Annotated in this window: 15 protein-coding genes and 1 pseudogene; 8 read left to right on the top strand and 8 right to left on the bottom strand. The window is 61.2% G+C overall.

The window, feature by feature from the left end; translation table 11 throughout:
- Positions 1-6 precede the first annotated feature (6 nt).
- Both AWT75_RS08175 and AWT75_RS08170 read left to right on the top strand, forming a co-directional pair.
- Positions 7-896, top strand: a pseudogene (locus AWT75_RS08175) (patatin-like phospholipase family protein).
- Between the two features lie 153 nt (positions 897-1,049).
- Positions 1,050-1,703: a glutathione S-transferase family protein gene (locus AWT75_RS08170; RefSeq protein ID WP_062788772.1), complete on the top strand. Its 654-nt coding sequence runs from the start codon at positions 1,050-1,052 to the stop codon at positions 1,701-1,703.
- Between the two features lie 12 nt (positions 1,704-1,715).
- On the opposite strand, the gene dinB is transcribed toward AWT75_RS08170, so the two are convergent.
- From dinB to AWT75_RS08155, 3 genes are all read right to left on the bottom strand, one after another.
- Positions 1,716-2,780, bottom strand: coding sequence for a DNA polymerase IV (gene dinB, locus AWT75_RS08165; RefSeq protein ID WP_062788769.1), 1,065 nt, complete (start codon positions 2,778-2,780; stop codon positions 1,716-1,718).
- A gap of 10 nt (positions 2,781-2,790) precedes the next feature.
- On the bottom strand, positions 2,791-3,099 hold the full coding sequence (locus tag AWT75_RS08160; protein WP_045846510.1) for an Rdx family protein: 309 nt from the start codon (positions 3,097-3,099) through the stop codon (positions 2,791-2,793).
- A gap of 398 nt (positions 3,100-3,497) precedes the next feature.
- Positions 3,498-3,971: a copper chaperone PCu(A)C gene (locus tag AWT75_RS08155; RefSeq protein ID WP_045846509.1), complete on the bottom strand. Its 474-nt coding sequence runs from the start codon at positions 3,969-3,971 to the stop codon at positions 3,498-3,500.
- Between the two features lie 182 nt (positions 3,972-4,153).
- Here AWT75_RS08155 and AWT75_RS08150 point away from each other — a divergent pair, with 182 nt between their 5' ends.
- The 5 genes from AWT75_RS08150 (at position 4,154) to AWT75_RS08130 (ending at position 7,197) form a co-directional block, all read left to right on the top strand.
- Positions 4,154-4,798 carry a MarC family NAAT transporter gene (locus AWT75_RS08150; protein WP_045846508.1) on the top strand — a complete coding sequence of 215 codons (645 nt, stop codon included), beginning with the start codon at positions 4,154-4,156 and terminating at the stop codon, positions 4,796-4,798.
- A 72-nt stretch (positions 4,799-4,870) separates the two neighbouring features.
- Positions 4,871-5,698, top strand: a complete 828-nt coding sequence (locus AWT75_RS08145) for an AraC family transcriptional regulator (RefSeq protein ID WP_045846507.1) — start codon at positions 4,871-4,873, stop codon at positions 5,696-5,698.
- 73 nt (positions 5,699-5,771) lie between these two features.
- On the top strand, positions 5,772-6,167 hold the full coding sequence (locus AWT75_RS08140) for a GFA family protein (protein WP_062788766.1): 396 nt from the start codon (positions 5,772-5,774) through the stop codon (positions 6,165-6,167).
- Entirely contained in the window at positions 6,164-6,880 is a 717-nt protein-coding gene (locus AWT75_RS08135) for an AzlC family ABC transporter permease (protein WP_062788764.1), read from the top strand. The genes AWT75_RS08140 and AWT75_RS08135 overlap by 4 nt, the downstream gene beginning before the upstream one ends.
- The gene (locus tag AWT75_RS08130) at positions 6,877-7,197 is read left to right on the top strand and encodes an AzlD domain-containing protein (protein WP_045846504.1); all 321 of its coding nucleotides are present in this window, start codon (positions 6,877-6,879) and stop codon (positions 7,195-7,197) included. The genes AWT75_RS08135 and AWT75_RS08130 overlap by 4 nt, the downstream gene beginning before the upstream one ends.
- A 132-nt stretch (positions 7,198-7,329) precedes the next feature.
- On the opposite strand, the gene rodA is transcribed toward AWT75_RS08130, so the two are convergent.
- The 5 genes from rodA to AWT75_RS08105 are packed head-to-tail and all read right to left on the bottom strand — an operon-like array spanning position 7,330 to position 12,857.
- Positions 7,330-8,430, bottom strand: a complete 1,101-nt coding sequence (gene rodA, locus AWT75_RS08125) for a rod shape-determining protein RodA (protein ID WP_193394069.1) — start codon at positions 8,428-8,430, stop codon at positions 7,330-7,332.
- Positions 8,405-10,345 (bottom strand): penicillin-binding protein 2, encoded by a 1,941-nt coding sequence (gene mrdA, locus AWT75_RS08120; protein WP_062788761.1) that lies wholly within the window; start codon positions 10,343-10,345, stop codon positions 8,405-8,407. Before mrdA ends, rodA begins: the two co-directional genes overlap by 26 nt.
- 3 nt (positions 10,346-10,348) lie before the next feature.
- Positions 10,349-10,852: a rod shape-determining protein MreD gene (gene mreD / locus AWT75_RS08115; RefSeq protein ID WP_062788759.1), complete on the bottom strand. Its 504-nt coding sequence runs from the start codon at positions 10,850-10,852 to the stop codon at positions 10,349-10,351.
- 2 nt (positions 10,853-10,854) lie between these two features.
- Positions 10,855-11,760 carry a rod shape-determining protein MreC gene (gene mreC, locus AWT75_RS08110; protein WP_062788758.1) on the bottom strand — a complete coding sequence of 302 codons (906 nt, stop codon included), beginning with the start codon at positions 11,758-11,760 and terminating at the stop codon, positions 10,855-10,857.
- A gap of 53 nt (positions 11,761-11,813) precedes the next feature.
- Positions 11,814-12,857 carry a rod shape-determining protein gene (locus AWT75_RS08105; protein ID WP_045846501.1) on the bottom strand — a complete coding sequence of 348 codons (1,044 nt, stop codon included), beginning with the start codon at positions 12,855-12,857 and terminating at the stop codon, positions 11,814-11,816.
- Between the two features lie 296 nt (positions 12,858-13,153).
- Between AWT75_RS08105 and gatC the strand changes: the two genes are divergently transcribed.
- Positions 13,154-13,441, top strand: a complete 288-nt coding sequence (gene gatC / locus AWT75_RS08100; RefSeq protein ID WP_045846500.1) for an Asp-tRNA(Asn)/Glu-tRNA(Gln) amidotransferase subunit GatC — start codon at positions 13,154-13,156, stop codon at positions 13,439-13,441.
- Positions 13,442-13,499 lie beyond the last annotated feature (58 nt).

Here is a 13,499-nt window from a genome sequence, read left to right as displayed (position 1 = left end):
GCTATCATGACGCTTCTTCGCCGCCTGATGCCGGCCAGCCTGCTGGTCCTGCTGGCCGCCTGTACCATTACCCAAGCTCCAACCGAAATCAGCATTCCCAAAACCCCGGTCAAGCCGCGTGTTGCGCTGGCTCTGGGTGGTGGTGCCGCCAAGGGCTTTGCCCATATTGGCGTCATCAAGGTGCTGGAAGCCAACGGCATCGTGCCGGACATCATCACCGGCACCAGTGCCGGCAGCGTGGTGGGCAGCCTGTATGCTTCCGGCCTGAACGGCATGCAGCTGCAAGCCAAGGCCATGCAGCTGGACGAGTCCGAACTGACCGACTGGACGCTGTCCACCAAAGGCTTCCTCAAGGGTGAGAAGCTGGAAAACTACATCAACACCCAACTGGGCAACCGGCCCATCGAAAAACTGCCGCGCAAACTGGGCATTGTCGCCACCGAACTGGACTCCGGCCAGAAAGTGGTATTCCGCATGGGTAACACCGGTCAGGCCGTGCGGGCTTCGGCCAGCATTCCCAATGTCTTCCTGCCGGTGGTGATTGGCGGCAAACGCTATGTCGATGGTGGCCTGGTCAGCCCGGTGCCGGTATCGGCCGCGCGCGAGATGGGTGCCGATTTTGTCATTGCGGTGGATATTTCCGCCAAGCCCAAGCCGGGCAAGGCCACGGCCTGTTCTCCATGCTGGATCAGAGCTTCAACATCATGAGCGGCCCCACGCTGGCCGCCGAACTGAAACAGGCGGATGTGGTGGTGCGGCCCAATGTGCTGAATATCGGCTCGGCCGATTTCGAAGCACGCCATCAGGCCATTCTGGAAGGCGAAAAAGCGGCGCAGCAGCTGATTCCGCTGATTCGCAGCCGTTTGCAGCAAAAGGCACAGACGCTGGCCCGTTAAATCCGGCCCGGCTGGCTGTCCGGCCGAAAACTGGCATAATGCAGGCGTTGCCCGGCCATGAGGCCGGTCAGCGCCTGTTTTGCCTTGTGCCGCGTGCGTTGCAAGGCAAAGCATCCATGTTCACTTCAGGGCCAGGCCCGCAAGGAAATCCGCATGATCAAGCTCTACGGCGTGCAGCTGTCTGCCTACTACAACAAGGTAAAGATTGCCTTGCTGGAAAAGGGCGTCAACTTCCAGGAAGTGCCGACCCGTCCCTCGCAGGAACCGGCCATGCTGGAACAAAGCCCGATGGGCAAGATTCCCTATGTCGATATCAACGGCCATGCCTTGTCGGAATCGACAGTGATTCTGGAATGGCTGGAAGATGCTTATCCGACCGCCGCCTTGCTGCCGCCGACGCCGAATGGCCGGGCCAGTGCGCGCGAGCTGATGACCATGCTGGACTTGTACCTGATGCCGGCCACCGCACCCTTGTACCGCCACCTGCTGTTTGGTGCTGCGCTGGATGAAGCCGGCAAGGCGACGGCCAAGGCCGCCATCGAGCGCAGCCTCTTGGCCGTGTCGCGCCTGGTGCAATATGGCCCGTGGCTGGCAGGCGAGTATTTCAGCTTCGCCGATATTTCCGCCGCCTGTGTATTGCCGCTGGTGGCCTGGTCTACCCGCGAAGTGTATGGCGAGGACCTCACCACCATCATTCCGGGCATTGAAGAATACCTGGCCTTGCTGGGCAAGCGTGCCAGCGTGGCCCGCATGTGGCAGGACAGCGCCGCCGCCCGCGCAGCCTATCTGGAAGCCAGCAAGCAGTAGGCTGAAGGCTGTCTACATTTCCTCAAACAGCGGTAATTGCTGTGGCTGGTCGGCCTCGTCGGCCAGCCTGACCCCCACCCCCACCAGCCGGACCGGCTTGTTGCCGCGGGCAAATGCCACGCCCAGCAAGTCGGTGTAAGCGGCGCTGCTCAGCTGCTGGCCGACATGCTCGGCGGTGGTCTGGCTGAAATCGGCAAACTTCAGCTTCACACTCAAACCCTTGAACGGCGGATTGCCGGCCCGTTGAATGCGGCCCTGCAACTTGGCCATCAGCTCTGGCAGCTTGTCCAGGCAGGCGGCGAGGTCCGGCAGGTCCTGCGCATAGGTTTCTTCCACGCTGATGGATTTGCGGCTGCGGTCGGTACTGACCGGCCGCTCGTCACGCCCGCGTGCCAGCTCGTATAGCCGCTCGCCAAAGCGTCCGAAATGCCGCATCAGGTCGCTCATTTCCCATTGGCGCAGCTCGCTGCAGCGGTGAATGCCCAGCTTTTTCAGATGCGCCGCCGTCACCCTGCCCACGCCATGAATCTTCTCTACCGGCAGTTGCAACACAAAGGCGTCGACATCCTGCGGGCGGATCACGAACTGCCCGTCTGGTTTGTTCCAGTCACTGGCAATCTTGGCCAGAAACTTGTTGGGGGCAATGCCGGCAGAGGCGGTAATGCCGACTTCGGCCTGAATCTGACGGCGGATGGCTGCGGCCATCAGGGTGGCGCTGCCTTGCTCGTGCGGCTGGGTACTGACATCCAGATAGGCCTCATCCAGCGACAGCGGTTCGATCAGCGGGGTGTAGCGTTCATAGATGGCCATGATCTGCTGGCTGGCCGCGCGGTAGCGGGCCATGTCCGGTGGCAGGATCAGCAATTGCGGGCACAGGCGTAGCGCGCGTGCCGAAGACATGGCGCTGTGCACGCCAAAGCGACGGGCGATGTAGTTGCAGGTGGCAATCACCCCGCGGCTGTCCGGCTGCCCGCCCACCGCCAGCGGGATATCACGCAGCGCCGGGTTGTCGCGCATTTCGATGGCGGCATAAAAGCAGTCGCAATCGACGTGGATGATCTTGCGTTGGCCGGTCATGCAGCGGCTATCAGTCGGCAGCGCGCTCGCTGTGGCCCAGTGACTTGTCCGGTGCCACCCGGTCGCGCACCAGCTGCTTCAGTTGCTTGATGTCGGGAAAGCCGCCGTCCTGCTTGCGGTCCCAGATTTGCTCGCCATCCACACAGACACGGAATACGCCACCACTGCCGGGGCGCAGCGCCACTTCGGCCAGTTCCTTTTCAAAGGTAGTGAGCAGTTCCTGCGCCATCCAGGCGGCGCGCAGCATCCAGCGGCAACCGGTGCAGTATTCGATGCTGATACGGGGCAATGCAGAGGGGGAGTGCGTGGTGGCGGTCATGGCAGGCTGGCAATGGAACAATGCCCGATAGCATAACGCAGAATGAGGAAAAATCCGCCGGTTCCCTGAGTCGATCTATTTATTTGACGGGCCTCGCTGAGCAAGGTCCGCTCCTCCATCGTGTTGACTCTTCCTTGGTGCAGACTTGGCGCTTACTACTGTGTAGGGTAACCGGCGGACTGAGCAGTACAGAGCGTTGTTCAACTCAATTTCCGGACGCCAGTTTGCCCAAGCTTGGTGCAACGGTAAAGCGAATACTCTAACAAGTAGCGGATGCTGCATTGCACGATGTCACATTGGCGCAACGTTGGGCAGAAAAATGCCCGCTTTCGCGGGCAAGTGGCTGATTTGGCCAGTGAAATTCGCTACTCCGGCAGTGAATTTCACTGGCCAAGGCCTTAGTGGCTGCTGTGTTCCATCTCCATCGGCGCATCCTTTTCAACCTGGACTTCCACCGTGATGCTGCCTGCCTTGGCAAACTTCAGCGTCAGCGGGAAATGGTCGCCGGCCTTGAGCGGCTGCTTCAGGCCCATCAGCATGATGTGATAGCCACCGGGGGCAAATTTCACCTCGCTGCCGGCGGCAACAGCAACACCGCCGCTGACTTCACGCATGCGCATTACGCCATTGTCGTTGATGTGCACATGCAGCTCGGCTTTGTCCGCCCGTGGTGTGCTGGCAGAAACCAGCGTATCGGCCTGTTTGCCGGTGTTCTTGATGCTCAGGTAGGCCGCGCCGGTGGGGCTGGCTTCCGGCATGGCCCGGCTCCAGGGATGACCCAGTTCCAGTGCACCCAGTTTGAAACCGTGGGCAGAAACGGTTGCCGCCAGCATGAGGCCGGCCAGCAAGGCGAACAGACGGGAAAGGGACATGAGCTTCTCCTGAGTTGGGTTGCGGGCAAATTAGCACAGTTCAGACCGCACAGGCTGCGACAAAGTGCCGCAGGCGGGTGCAAAGAGGATGCGACACGGCACAGGCACAGACACGACGCCGGGCTATCATTTGCCGGGCAGATGATTATAATCGTCGGCTTATATTTAATGGTATTGGCATCATGCTGGAAACCCTGTCGTTGAAATTCCTGTTTGGTGGTCTGCTCAGCCTGATCACCATTACCAATCCGCTGTCCAAGATTCCGCTGTTCATTTCCCTGACCCAGGACATGAGCGAGGCCGGGCGGGCCAACCAGGCGCGTCGTGCCTGCCTGTTTGCCGCAGCCATCATGCTGGTCAGCCTGCTGGCCGGTAACCTCATCATGGCGGCCTTCGGCATTTCCTATGGCGCGCTGCGCATTGCCGGCGGGCTGGTGGTGGCGGTGCTGGGTTACCGCATGCTGTTCTTGTCGCAGGACCCGGGCATGGCACCCAAAACCGGCGAGCGGGAAGACTATGCCTTTTTCCCACTGGCCATGCCCGGCATCAGCGGGCCGGGGACCATTGCGGTGGTGATCGGCATTTCCACCGAAATCGCCGAATTGTCGGGCTGGACGGCCAAGACACTGGCCTTCGGCATGACCTTTGTCGCCATTGCCGCCACCAGCCTGGGCATGTGGCTGGTGCTGCGCTCCTCGGCCATGATTTCCGCCCGGCTGGGGCGCGGTGGCCGCGAAGTCACCACCCGGCTGATGGGCTTCTTGCTGATCTGCGTTGGCGTGCAGTTTGTCGGTTCCGGCATCCGTACCTTCATGGCCGGCTCCTGAGCAAGATCGTTCAAGTTTTCTGTCCGGGGCTATGCCAGAATGCAAGGGACATTGTTTGTCCCGCCCGCTGCCATGCCCCAATCCGAGCACGAATTTTCACGTTTCTTCCGCGCCGATGACATCGCGCCGCTGGAATGCCTGGATGCCTTTTACCGCGAACAGGTATTTGCACCGCATTTTCACGAAGAATATGTGGTGAATGCCCTGCTGGCCGGGGCACAGGCTTACCGCCACCGCGGGGGTAATCATATTGCCGGGGTGGGTGCGCTGGTGTTGATGAACCCCGGCGAAGTCCACACCGGCGAGTGTGCGCACCAGCAAGGCTGGGCCTATCGCGGCTTTTATCCGTCAGCCAGCCTGATCTGCCAGCTGGCGGCCGAAATCAGCGGCCAGCCGGCGGCTACGCCCTATTTTCGCGACACCGTGGTGCTGGACCCGCAGCTGGCTGCGCAGCTGAACCAGCTACATGCCCTGCTGCGTGACAGCCGGGACACCTTGCAGCGCGAATCAGCGCTGTATGCCGTGTTCAGTCAGGTGGTATTACGCCATATGCAGATTACCGAGCGTCCGCAGCGTCCCTGGCCACAAGCTGTGGAGCGGGCCCGGCAGATGCTGGCCGACTGTGTGGCGGACAATCTGTCGCTGGCCACGCTGGCAGCGGCCGTGGGCCTGTCGCCCTGGCAGCTCAACCGGCAGTTCTCCCGGCATCTGGGTTTACCGCCGGTAGCCTGGCGCAATCAGTTGCGCGTGGTACGTGCCAGGCAAATGCTGGCTGGCGGTCATAGTCCGGCGGCTGCGGCGCAGGCACTGGGCTTTGCCGACCAGCCACACCTCACCCGTATTTTCCGTCAGGCGCTGGGCATCACCCCGGCGGCCTACCAGCGCAGCCTCCGGCGCTGAGCGCAAGATCGTTCAAGCTGGCAAGCAATTGGCATGGTAGGGTAGGACTGTTCCCAATCATGAATCCCTGCCCATGTCTTATACCGGTTCCTGTCATTGCGGCGCAGTGCGCTTTCACCTGCATGCCGAACCCGAAGAGCTGACTACCTGTGATTGTTCGCTGTGCGTGAAAAAGAATGCGCTGATGACACGGGTGCATGAAAGCCAGCTGGAGATCCTGTGCGATAGCGATGCACTGAGCGAGTACCGCTGGAATACCGGCATTGCCCGCCATTTCTTTTGCCAGCACTGCGGTATCTACACATTCCATCGCAAGCGGGCGATGCCGGATCACTACGGCGTGAACATTCATTGCCTGGATGATTTCGATCACCGCCACTTGCCGGTGCGTGCCACAGAAGGGGCCAGCATGAGCCTGCATGGCGACAGCCTGCGTGCGGTATGGCCAGGCCCGCGGGAGGCATCATGACGCATGCCCTCAAGCGTCGCACGCTGCTGCTGGAGGGTGCGCGTGATACCGTGCCCATGCTGGTGGGGGCAGCCCCGTTCGGGGTGATCTTCGGCACGCTAGCCATTGCGGCCGGCTTGTCCCCGGCCACTGCGCTTGGCATGTCGGTGCTGGTGTTTGCCGGTTCTTCCCAGTTCATCGGCGTCAGCCTGATCGGTGCCGGCACTGCCTTGCCGGTGTTGTGGCTCACCACCTTTGTCGTAAACCTGCGCCATGCGCTGTACAGCGCCACCTTGCTGCCTTACGCCCGCGACTGGCCGCTGCGCTGGCGCTGGCCGCTGGCATTCTGGCTGACCGATGAAACCTTTGCCGTGGTGGAGCACCGCTTTCGCACCAAGGGCACGGATGGCGGCCAGTGGTACTGGCTGGCGTCGTCTCTCGCCATGTATGGCAACTGGTTGTTCTGGACCATGGTGGGGGTGAGCCTGGGGCAGTCCTTGCCCGGCCTGGCAAATCTGGGGCTGGACTTTGCCATGGGGGCCACCTTTGCCGCCATCGTGGCACCGCAGCTCAAACGCCGCCCGGCACTGGGTGCGGCACTGGCCGCCAGTGCCGTGGCCATGCTGGCACGCGGCCTGCCCTACAAGCTGGACCTGATGCTGGCAGCCGTGGTGGGCGTGGCCACCGGCCTGCTGCTGGAGCAGTGGCACAAGGGCAAGGAGCAGACAGCATGAATCACTGGCTTGCCATTGGCGGCATGATGCTGCTGACTGTATTGATTCGTGCCAGTTTTCTGGTGTTCGGCCAGCGACTGGCATTTCCCGACTGGCTGAACCGTGCGCTGCATTATGTGCCGGCCGCCGTATTGTCGGCGCTGGTGGTGCCGATGGCGCTGGCACCGGCCGGCACGGTGGACATCAGCCTGCACAATGCTTATTTGCCCGGCATCATCGTGGCGGCACTGGTCGCATGGAAAAGCGGCAAGACCCTGCTGGCGATTGTGATCAGCTTTGTGGTGTACGGGGTGTGGCGCTGGGGGCTGGGGCTGTAAGACCGGCGGACATAGCCTCGCTAGCCGCACAGTCTGCATCGGTGCGCCTTGGCGCGGATGGTCCACGCGGTTTGGTCAGTAGCGTCAGGTAACGTGTGATGGCCAGACCGGTGTGGACGGTCTGACGACCGCTTAACGCCGGGCGTTGCCTATGCTCATCAGCATGCCCATGCCGACAAACAGGGTGACGGTGGCGGTGCCGCCATAGGAAACAAAGGGCAGCGGCACGCCCACCACCGGCAGGATACCCGCCACCATGCCCATGTTGACAAAGGCATAGACAAAGAAGGACAGGGTGATGGCCCCGGCCATGGCGCGGCCGTACAGGGTTTGCGCCCCGGCGGTGATCATCATGGCGCGGCTGAGCACCAGGGTATAAAGAATCACCAGCACGATATTGCCCACCAGGCCGAATTCCTCGGAATACACGGCAAAGATGAAGTCGGTGGTGCGTTCCGGAATGTAGTCCAGATGGGTCTGTGTGCCATTGAGCCAGCCCTTGCCCCAGGGACCGCCGGAACCGATGGCAATCATGGACTGGATGATGTGATAACCCGCGCCCAGCGGGTCTTCCATCGGGTCTATCATGGTCATCACCCGGCGGCGCTGGTAGTCATGCAGCATGTTCCACACCACCGGCATGCTGGCCCCGGCGGCAATCATCCCGCCCAGAATCACCTTCCACGGCAGGCCGACAAAGAACAGCACGAAAAAGCCGGATGCCGCAATCAGCATGGTGGTGCCAAGGTCGGGCTGCTTCAGCACCAGCGCGCAGGGAATGGCGATCATCACCGCTGCCACCAGATAATGCCACCAGCGCATCGACAGTTCGTATTTCTGGAAGAACCAGGCCAGCATCATCGGCAGGGCAATCTTCATGATTTCCGACGGCTGGATACGGGTGATGCCCAGCTCCAGCCAGCGGGTGGAACCGTTCACCGTCACGCCCTTGAAATGCACGGCCAGCAGCAATACCACCCCGATGCCGTAAATGGGCGGGGCAAAGTTCATGATGCTTTGCGGCCGGCTGCGTGCCAGCAGCCACATGATGGTGAGTGACAGCAGGGTGTAGACCAGCTTGTTGTCGATCTTGTCCAGGCCCTGGTTGTTGGCCGAATACAGCACCACCAGGCTCAGGGCGAAGATCAGGCCCAGAATGATCATCAGCGGGCCATCCAGCGGGGCCTTGATGGCCAGCCACAGGCGTTTAATCAGATGCGGCTGCAGCGTCATCGGCAGTATCCATGGGCACGGTTTTCAGGTCCCCGCTAATGGAACCCGGCACCTTGCCGGTGATGTAGTAGTCGAACAGGCCGCGGGCAATCGGCGCGGCAGCAGCGGCACCAAAGCCCGCGTTTTCCACGATGATGGCCACGGCAATGCGTGGTTTTTCCACCGGGGCAAAGGCGACAAACCAGGAATGGTCGCGATATTGCTCGGCCAGGGCAGAGGCGTTGTACTTGGCACCCTGCTTGATGGCCACCACCTGGGCGGTACCGGTTTTGCCGGCCATGGTATAGGGCAGGCCCACACCCAGCCGCCAGGCGGTGCCGCCGGGCTTGAGCACCGACTGCATGGCGGCTTTCACGTACTCGAAATTTTCCTGCTTGAAGGGCAGTACATGGTCGGGCTTGGCGGCAATCAGCCGGCTCTTGCCGCTGCGCGCATCCACCACTTCCTGTACCAGGTGGGGCTTGTAGGCCACGCCGTCATTGGCCAGCGTAGCGATGCCGTTCGCCATTTGCAGCGGGGTGTAGGAGTTGAAGCCCTGGCCGATGCCGATACTTACCACGTCGGCCGGGTACCAGCGGCGGAATTCTTCCTTGTAGCGGGCAAAGCGCTTGGCTTTCCATTCCTTGGTAGGCAGTACGCCACTGGCTTCGCCGTCCAGGTCGATGCCGGTGGGACGGCCAAGGCCGAACTGGCCGACGGTGGGTGCAATCTTGTCGATGCCCATGTCCCAGGCCAGCTTGTAGAAGAAGGTATCACTGGACACCTGGATGGCCTTGGCCAGGTTGGCCGAGCCATTGCCGTTCTTGTTACTGTCGCGGAACTGGTGGCTGGAGCCGGGCAGGGTGAAGAAGGCCGGTGCCGGACGTACATCATGCATGCCGATGGAGTGGGTTTCCAGCGCCGCCATGGCCATGAAGGGCTTGAAGGTGGAGCCGGGCGGATAGGTACCGCGCAGCGCACGGTTGATCATCGGCTTTTGCCAGTCGTTGTTCAGCGCCGCCCAGCTTTGGCTGTCGATGCCGTCGATGAACAGATTGGGATCGAAACCCGGCTTGGACAGGAAGGCCAGCACACCGCCGGTTTGCGGGTCGATGGCCACCAGCGCGCCACGACGGTTGCCGAACAGCTTGTCGGCAACTTCCTGCAGGCGGATGTCCAGCGCCAGCTTCAGGTTGTTGCCGTTGACCGGCGGCGTGCGGCGCAGGCTGCGGATGGCGCGGCCACCGGAGTCGGTTTCCACTTCTTCAAAGCCCACCTGACCGTGCAGATCATCCTCGTACACCGCTTCCAGGCCGGTCTTGCCGATGTAATTGGTGCCCTTGTAATTGGTGCTCTTGTCTTCATCGTCCAGCCGCTCCTGGTCTTTCTGGTTGATGCGGCCGATATAGCCCAGCACATGGCTGGTGAGTTCCTTGTACGGGTAGTCGCGGAACAGCCGTGCCTTCACCTGTACGCCGGGAAAGCGCCAGGCATTGGCAGCCACGCGGGCGGCTTCTTCCTCGGTCAGCTTGACCTTGAGCGGGATGGATTCGAAATCCTTGGATTCGCCCAGCAGCTTCTTGAACAGCTTTTCGTCACGCGGGGTGATGTTCACCAGCTTGGCCAGTTCGGCAATAGTGGCATTCATGTCCGGCATCTTGCTGGGCACCAGCTCCAGCGTGTAAGCCGAATAGTTCTGCGCCAGGATGACGCCGTTGCGGTCCATGATCAGGCCGCGGTTGGGCAGGATGGGCAGCAGCGAAATGCGGTTGTTCTGCGCCAGCGTGGAAAAGTGCTCGTACTGGTAGACCTGCAGCCAGACAAAACGGGCAATCAGCAGGCAGAACATCAGCAGCATGAAGACATAAGCCACAATCAGCCGAAGCTGGAACTGGCCATCTTCAGCCTGCGGGTTCTTGAAGCGGGTAGGGCGCACGACTTACACCGAGTGATGACGGTAGGGCAACAGCAGCAGCTTGGTCAGCAGCGGCCACAACAGGGCACCGATCAGCGGCGGCAGGAAGTAGCTCCAGCCGACAAAGGCCGAGCCGGTCAGCATGCGCGCCACCACCATGATGCTCTGGTTGCACAGCATCAGCGCCAGCACGCTCAAGGCCTGCTGGCCAAGGTTGAACATGATCAGCTGGCGTTGACGGCTCAGTGCCAGATAGGCGGTGACCGAATAGGCCAGCGCGTGCTGGCCCAGCATGCCGGCGGTGGCAATGTCGGCCACCAGCCCCATCAGGAAGGCAATGCCCACATTCACCCGGCGCGGCTGGTTGATCACCCAGTACAGCAGCACCAGGCTGATGAAGTCCGGCAGCCAGCGGGTGGAGCCATGCGGCAGCGGCACCATTTCCACCAGCACTGCCAGCAGAAAGGTCATGAAAATGAAGCGGCGCTTGACCGGCTTGAGCAATTCCTTGGGGCGGTCGAACGACATGCTTACTCCGAATCGGCGGGCTTCTTGCCCTTGGTCTTTTTCACAGGCACGACCGGTTCGGCCGGGCGTGGCGGTGTCTGGCCCTTTTGCTGCAATACCAGCACATAGCGGGTTTGCTGCACCCCGGCCAGCGGCTCGGTGGTGATACGGCTGAATGCCGCGCCGGCATTGCGTTCTACCTTGCTGACCCGCGCCACCGGCGTTCCTTCCTGATACAGGCCGTCAATGCCGGAAGTGACAATGCTGTCGCCTTCACGCACGTCGGCATGCAAGGGCAGGTAGCGGATTTCCACGCCGCCGCCATAACCGTACAGGATGGCACGCTCGCCGGTACGGGCAATCATCACCGGCACCATCTGGTTCTTGTCGATGATCAGCGTGACTTCCGCTGTCAGCGGCTGTACGCGGGTAATCTGGCCCAGCAGGCCCCGTGCATCCACCACCGGTTGTCCCGGTTGCAAATTGGCATCGGCACCCTTGTCGATGATGATCTTGTAAGAGAAGGGGTCGCGGCCGGTGTACAAGGTCTCGGCCAGCTGCGGTGCATCGGTGCGCGTGGCCTTGATGCTGTTGAGCTGACGCAACTCGTTCAGCTCCCGCTCCACCGTTTCCAGCCTGGCCAGCCGGGCGGACATTTCCAGCTGGCGGGTACGCAGCTGGTCGTTTTCGTTTTTGAGATCGGCCTGGACGGTGAAGTAGTCACCGAAATGGCGCACCATGCCCAGCGGCATGTTCACCACCCGCTGCAAGGGATAGAGCACCAGGGACATGCCATCGCGGGCCTGCTCCATCAGTCCGTAACGGCTGTCGCCCACCAGAAGCGCGATGGAGGCCAGCGCGCACAGGAACAGGCGCGTGCCGGGCTTGGGCCCGGAGCGGAAAAAGCTGGGGGTGTTGGCGAAGTCCATCAGGCGGTATGCCACCCCTTGACGGGGCGGCAGCAACTCCGTTTAGGCAACAATCAGGGTACGTTGGTGAAAATGGTGCCGATCTTGTCCATTTTTTCCAGCGCCTTGCCCGAACCGCGAACCACGCAGGTCAGCGGCTCTTCGGCCACGAATACCGGCAGGCCGGTTTCTTCGGCCAGCAAGCGGTCGATATCCTTCAGCAGCGCACCACCACCGGTCAGTACCATGCCCTTGTCGGCAATGTCGGCACCCAGTTCCGGCGGGGTCTGTTCCAGCGCGATCTTCACGGCGGAAACGATCTGGTTCAGGGGTTCGGTCAGTGCTTCCAGGATTTCATTGGACGACACGGTGAAGGCACGCGGAATGCCTTCAGCCAGGTTGCGGCCCTTGACTTCCATTTCGCGTACTTCGGCACCGGGGAAGGCCGAGCCGATGGTCTTCTTGATTTCTTCGGCAGTGGTTTCACCAATCAACATGCCGTAGTTGCGGCGGATGTAATTGATGATGGCTTCGTCGAACTTGTCACCGCCAACACGTACCGAGTTGGAGTACACCACGCCACCGAGCGAAATCACGCCCACTTCGGTGGTGCCGCCACCGATGTCCACCACCATGGAGCCAGTCGGTTCCTCAACCGGCAGGCCGGCACCGATGGCAGCAGCCATCGGCTCTTCGATCAGCTCGACACGGCGCGCACCGGCAGCCAGGGCCGAGTCGCGGATTGCCTTGCGTTCCACCTGGGTGGAACCGCAGGGCACGCAGATCACGATGCGCGGGCTGGCAGCAAAGAAGCGGTTGGGGTTCACCTTCTTGATGAACTGCTTGAGCATCTGCTCGGTCACGGTGAAGTCGGCAATCACGCCGTCCTTCATCGGGCGGATGGCCTGGATGGAACCGGGAGTGCGGCCCAGCATCTTCTTGGCTTCCAGGCCGACGGCCAGGATGGATTTCTTGTTGGTAGGCGCGTCGCTGTGAATGGCGACCACCGACGGCTCGTCAAGCACGATGCCCTTGCCACGCATGTAAATGAGGGTGTTGGCCGTGCCAAGGTCGATGGCAAGGTCGTTGGAGAAGTATCCGGTGAGCGAACGAAACATTGGGCGGTCCTGGTTCAGTTTCCGTCAGTCGGGCGCGATGCGCGTCCGGCAAATTCTTAGCATGGGCTTGGCTTCCCGGGCCCGTCGCGGCGCAGGCCTGAGGCAGCGGACGGCGGCATTCCGGGGACATCATTGTTGCATTGCAGCACGGAAATGAACAACAGGCATGACAGACAGAAAACCCTGTTGTCAGCTGCGTTTTTCCTGCTGCGATGTGTGATGTCGATCTTGGGAGAATCAAACCCCTTATGATACCCTATAAAGCTTGAAATATTAAAGGTTTTAACGAGGACGCCATGTCTCTGACGCACCAGGATGTCGCGCGGATTGCCAAGCTTGCCCGCATCAACGTAAGCGACGAAGAAATCGTCGCGGTTGGCAACCAGCTTAACAATATTTTTGGCCTGATCGAGAAGATGCAGGCCGTCAACACCGATGGCATCGAACCGATGGCGCATCCGCAGGATGTCAGCCTGCGCCTGCGTGAAGACATCGTGACCCAGACCAATCAGCGGGAGGCTTTTCAGGCCATTGCCCCGCAGGTGGAAAAGGGTTTGTTCCTCGTTCCCAAGGTAATCGAGTGAGTTTCAGAGCAATCGCTGTTCGGATGGTTCCCGCCTGGGAATCGCTTTTTTCCGAAGT

Source organism: Aquitalea pelogenes (assembly GCF_001515305.1).
GTDB classification, from domain to species: Bacteria; Pseudomonadota; Gammaproteobacteria; order Burkholderiales; family Chromobacteriaceae; genus Aquitalea; species Aquitalea pelogenes.
This window is presented reverse-complemented; position numbering and strand designations above follow the sequence as displayed.

Coding starts and splice junctions, on each gene's coding strand:
- AWT75_RS08170 (WP_062788772.1), top strand. CDS start 1,050: ATGATCAAGCTCTACGGCGTGCAGCTGTCTGCCTACTACAACAAGGTA.
- dinB (WP_062788769.1), bottom strand. CDS start 2,780: ATGACCGGCCAACGCAAGATCATCCACGTCGATTGCGACTGCTTTTAT.
- AWT75_RS08160 (WP_045846510.1), bottom strand. CDS start 3,099: ATGACCGCCACCACGCACTCCCCCTCTGCATTGCCCCGTATCAGCATC.
- AWT75_RS08155 (WP_045846509.1), bottom strand. CDS start 3,971: ATGTCCCTTTCCCGTCTGTTCGCCTTGCTGGCCGGCCTCATGCTGGCG.
- AWT75_RS08150 (WP_045846508.1), top strand. CDS start 4,154: ATGCTGGAAACCCTGTCGTTGAAATTCCTGTTTGGTGGTCTGCTCAGC.
- AWT75_RS08145 (WP_045846507.1), top strand. CDS start 4,871: ATGCCCCAATCCGAGCACGAATTTTCACGTTTCTTCCGCGCCGATGAC.
- AWT75_RS08140 (WP_062788766.1), top strand. CDS start 5,772: ATGTCTTATACCGGTTCCTGTCATTGCGGCGCAGTGCGCTTTCACCTG.
- AWT75_RS08135 (WP_062788764.1), top strand. CDS start 6,164: ATGACGCATGCCCTCAAGCGTCGCACGCTGCTGCTGGAGGGTGCGCGT.
- AWT75_RS08130 (WP_045846504.1), top strand. CDS start 6,877: ATGAATCACTGGCTTGCCATTGGCGGCATGATGCTGCTGACTGTATTG.
- rodA (WP_193394069.1), bottom strand. CDS start 8,430: ATGACGCTGCAGCCGCATCTGATTAAACGCCTGTGGCTGGCCATCAAG.
- mreD (WP_062788759.1), bottom strand. CDS start 10,852: ATGTCGTTCGACCGCCCCAAGGAATTGCTCAAGCCGGTCAAGCGCCGC.
- mreC (WP_062788758.1), bottom strand. CDS start 11,760: ATGGACTTCGCCAACACCCCCAGCTTTTTCCGCTCCGGGCCCAAGCCC.
- AWT75_RS08105 (WP_045846501.1), bottom strand. CDS start 12,857: ATGTTTCGTTCGCTCACCGGATACTTCTCCAACGACCTTGCCATCGAC.
- gatC (WP_045846500.1), top strand. CDS start 13,154: ATGTCTCTGACGCACCAGGATGTCGCGCGGATTGCCAAGCTTGCCCGC.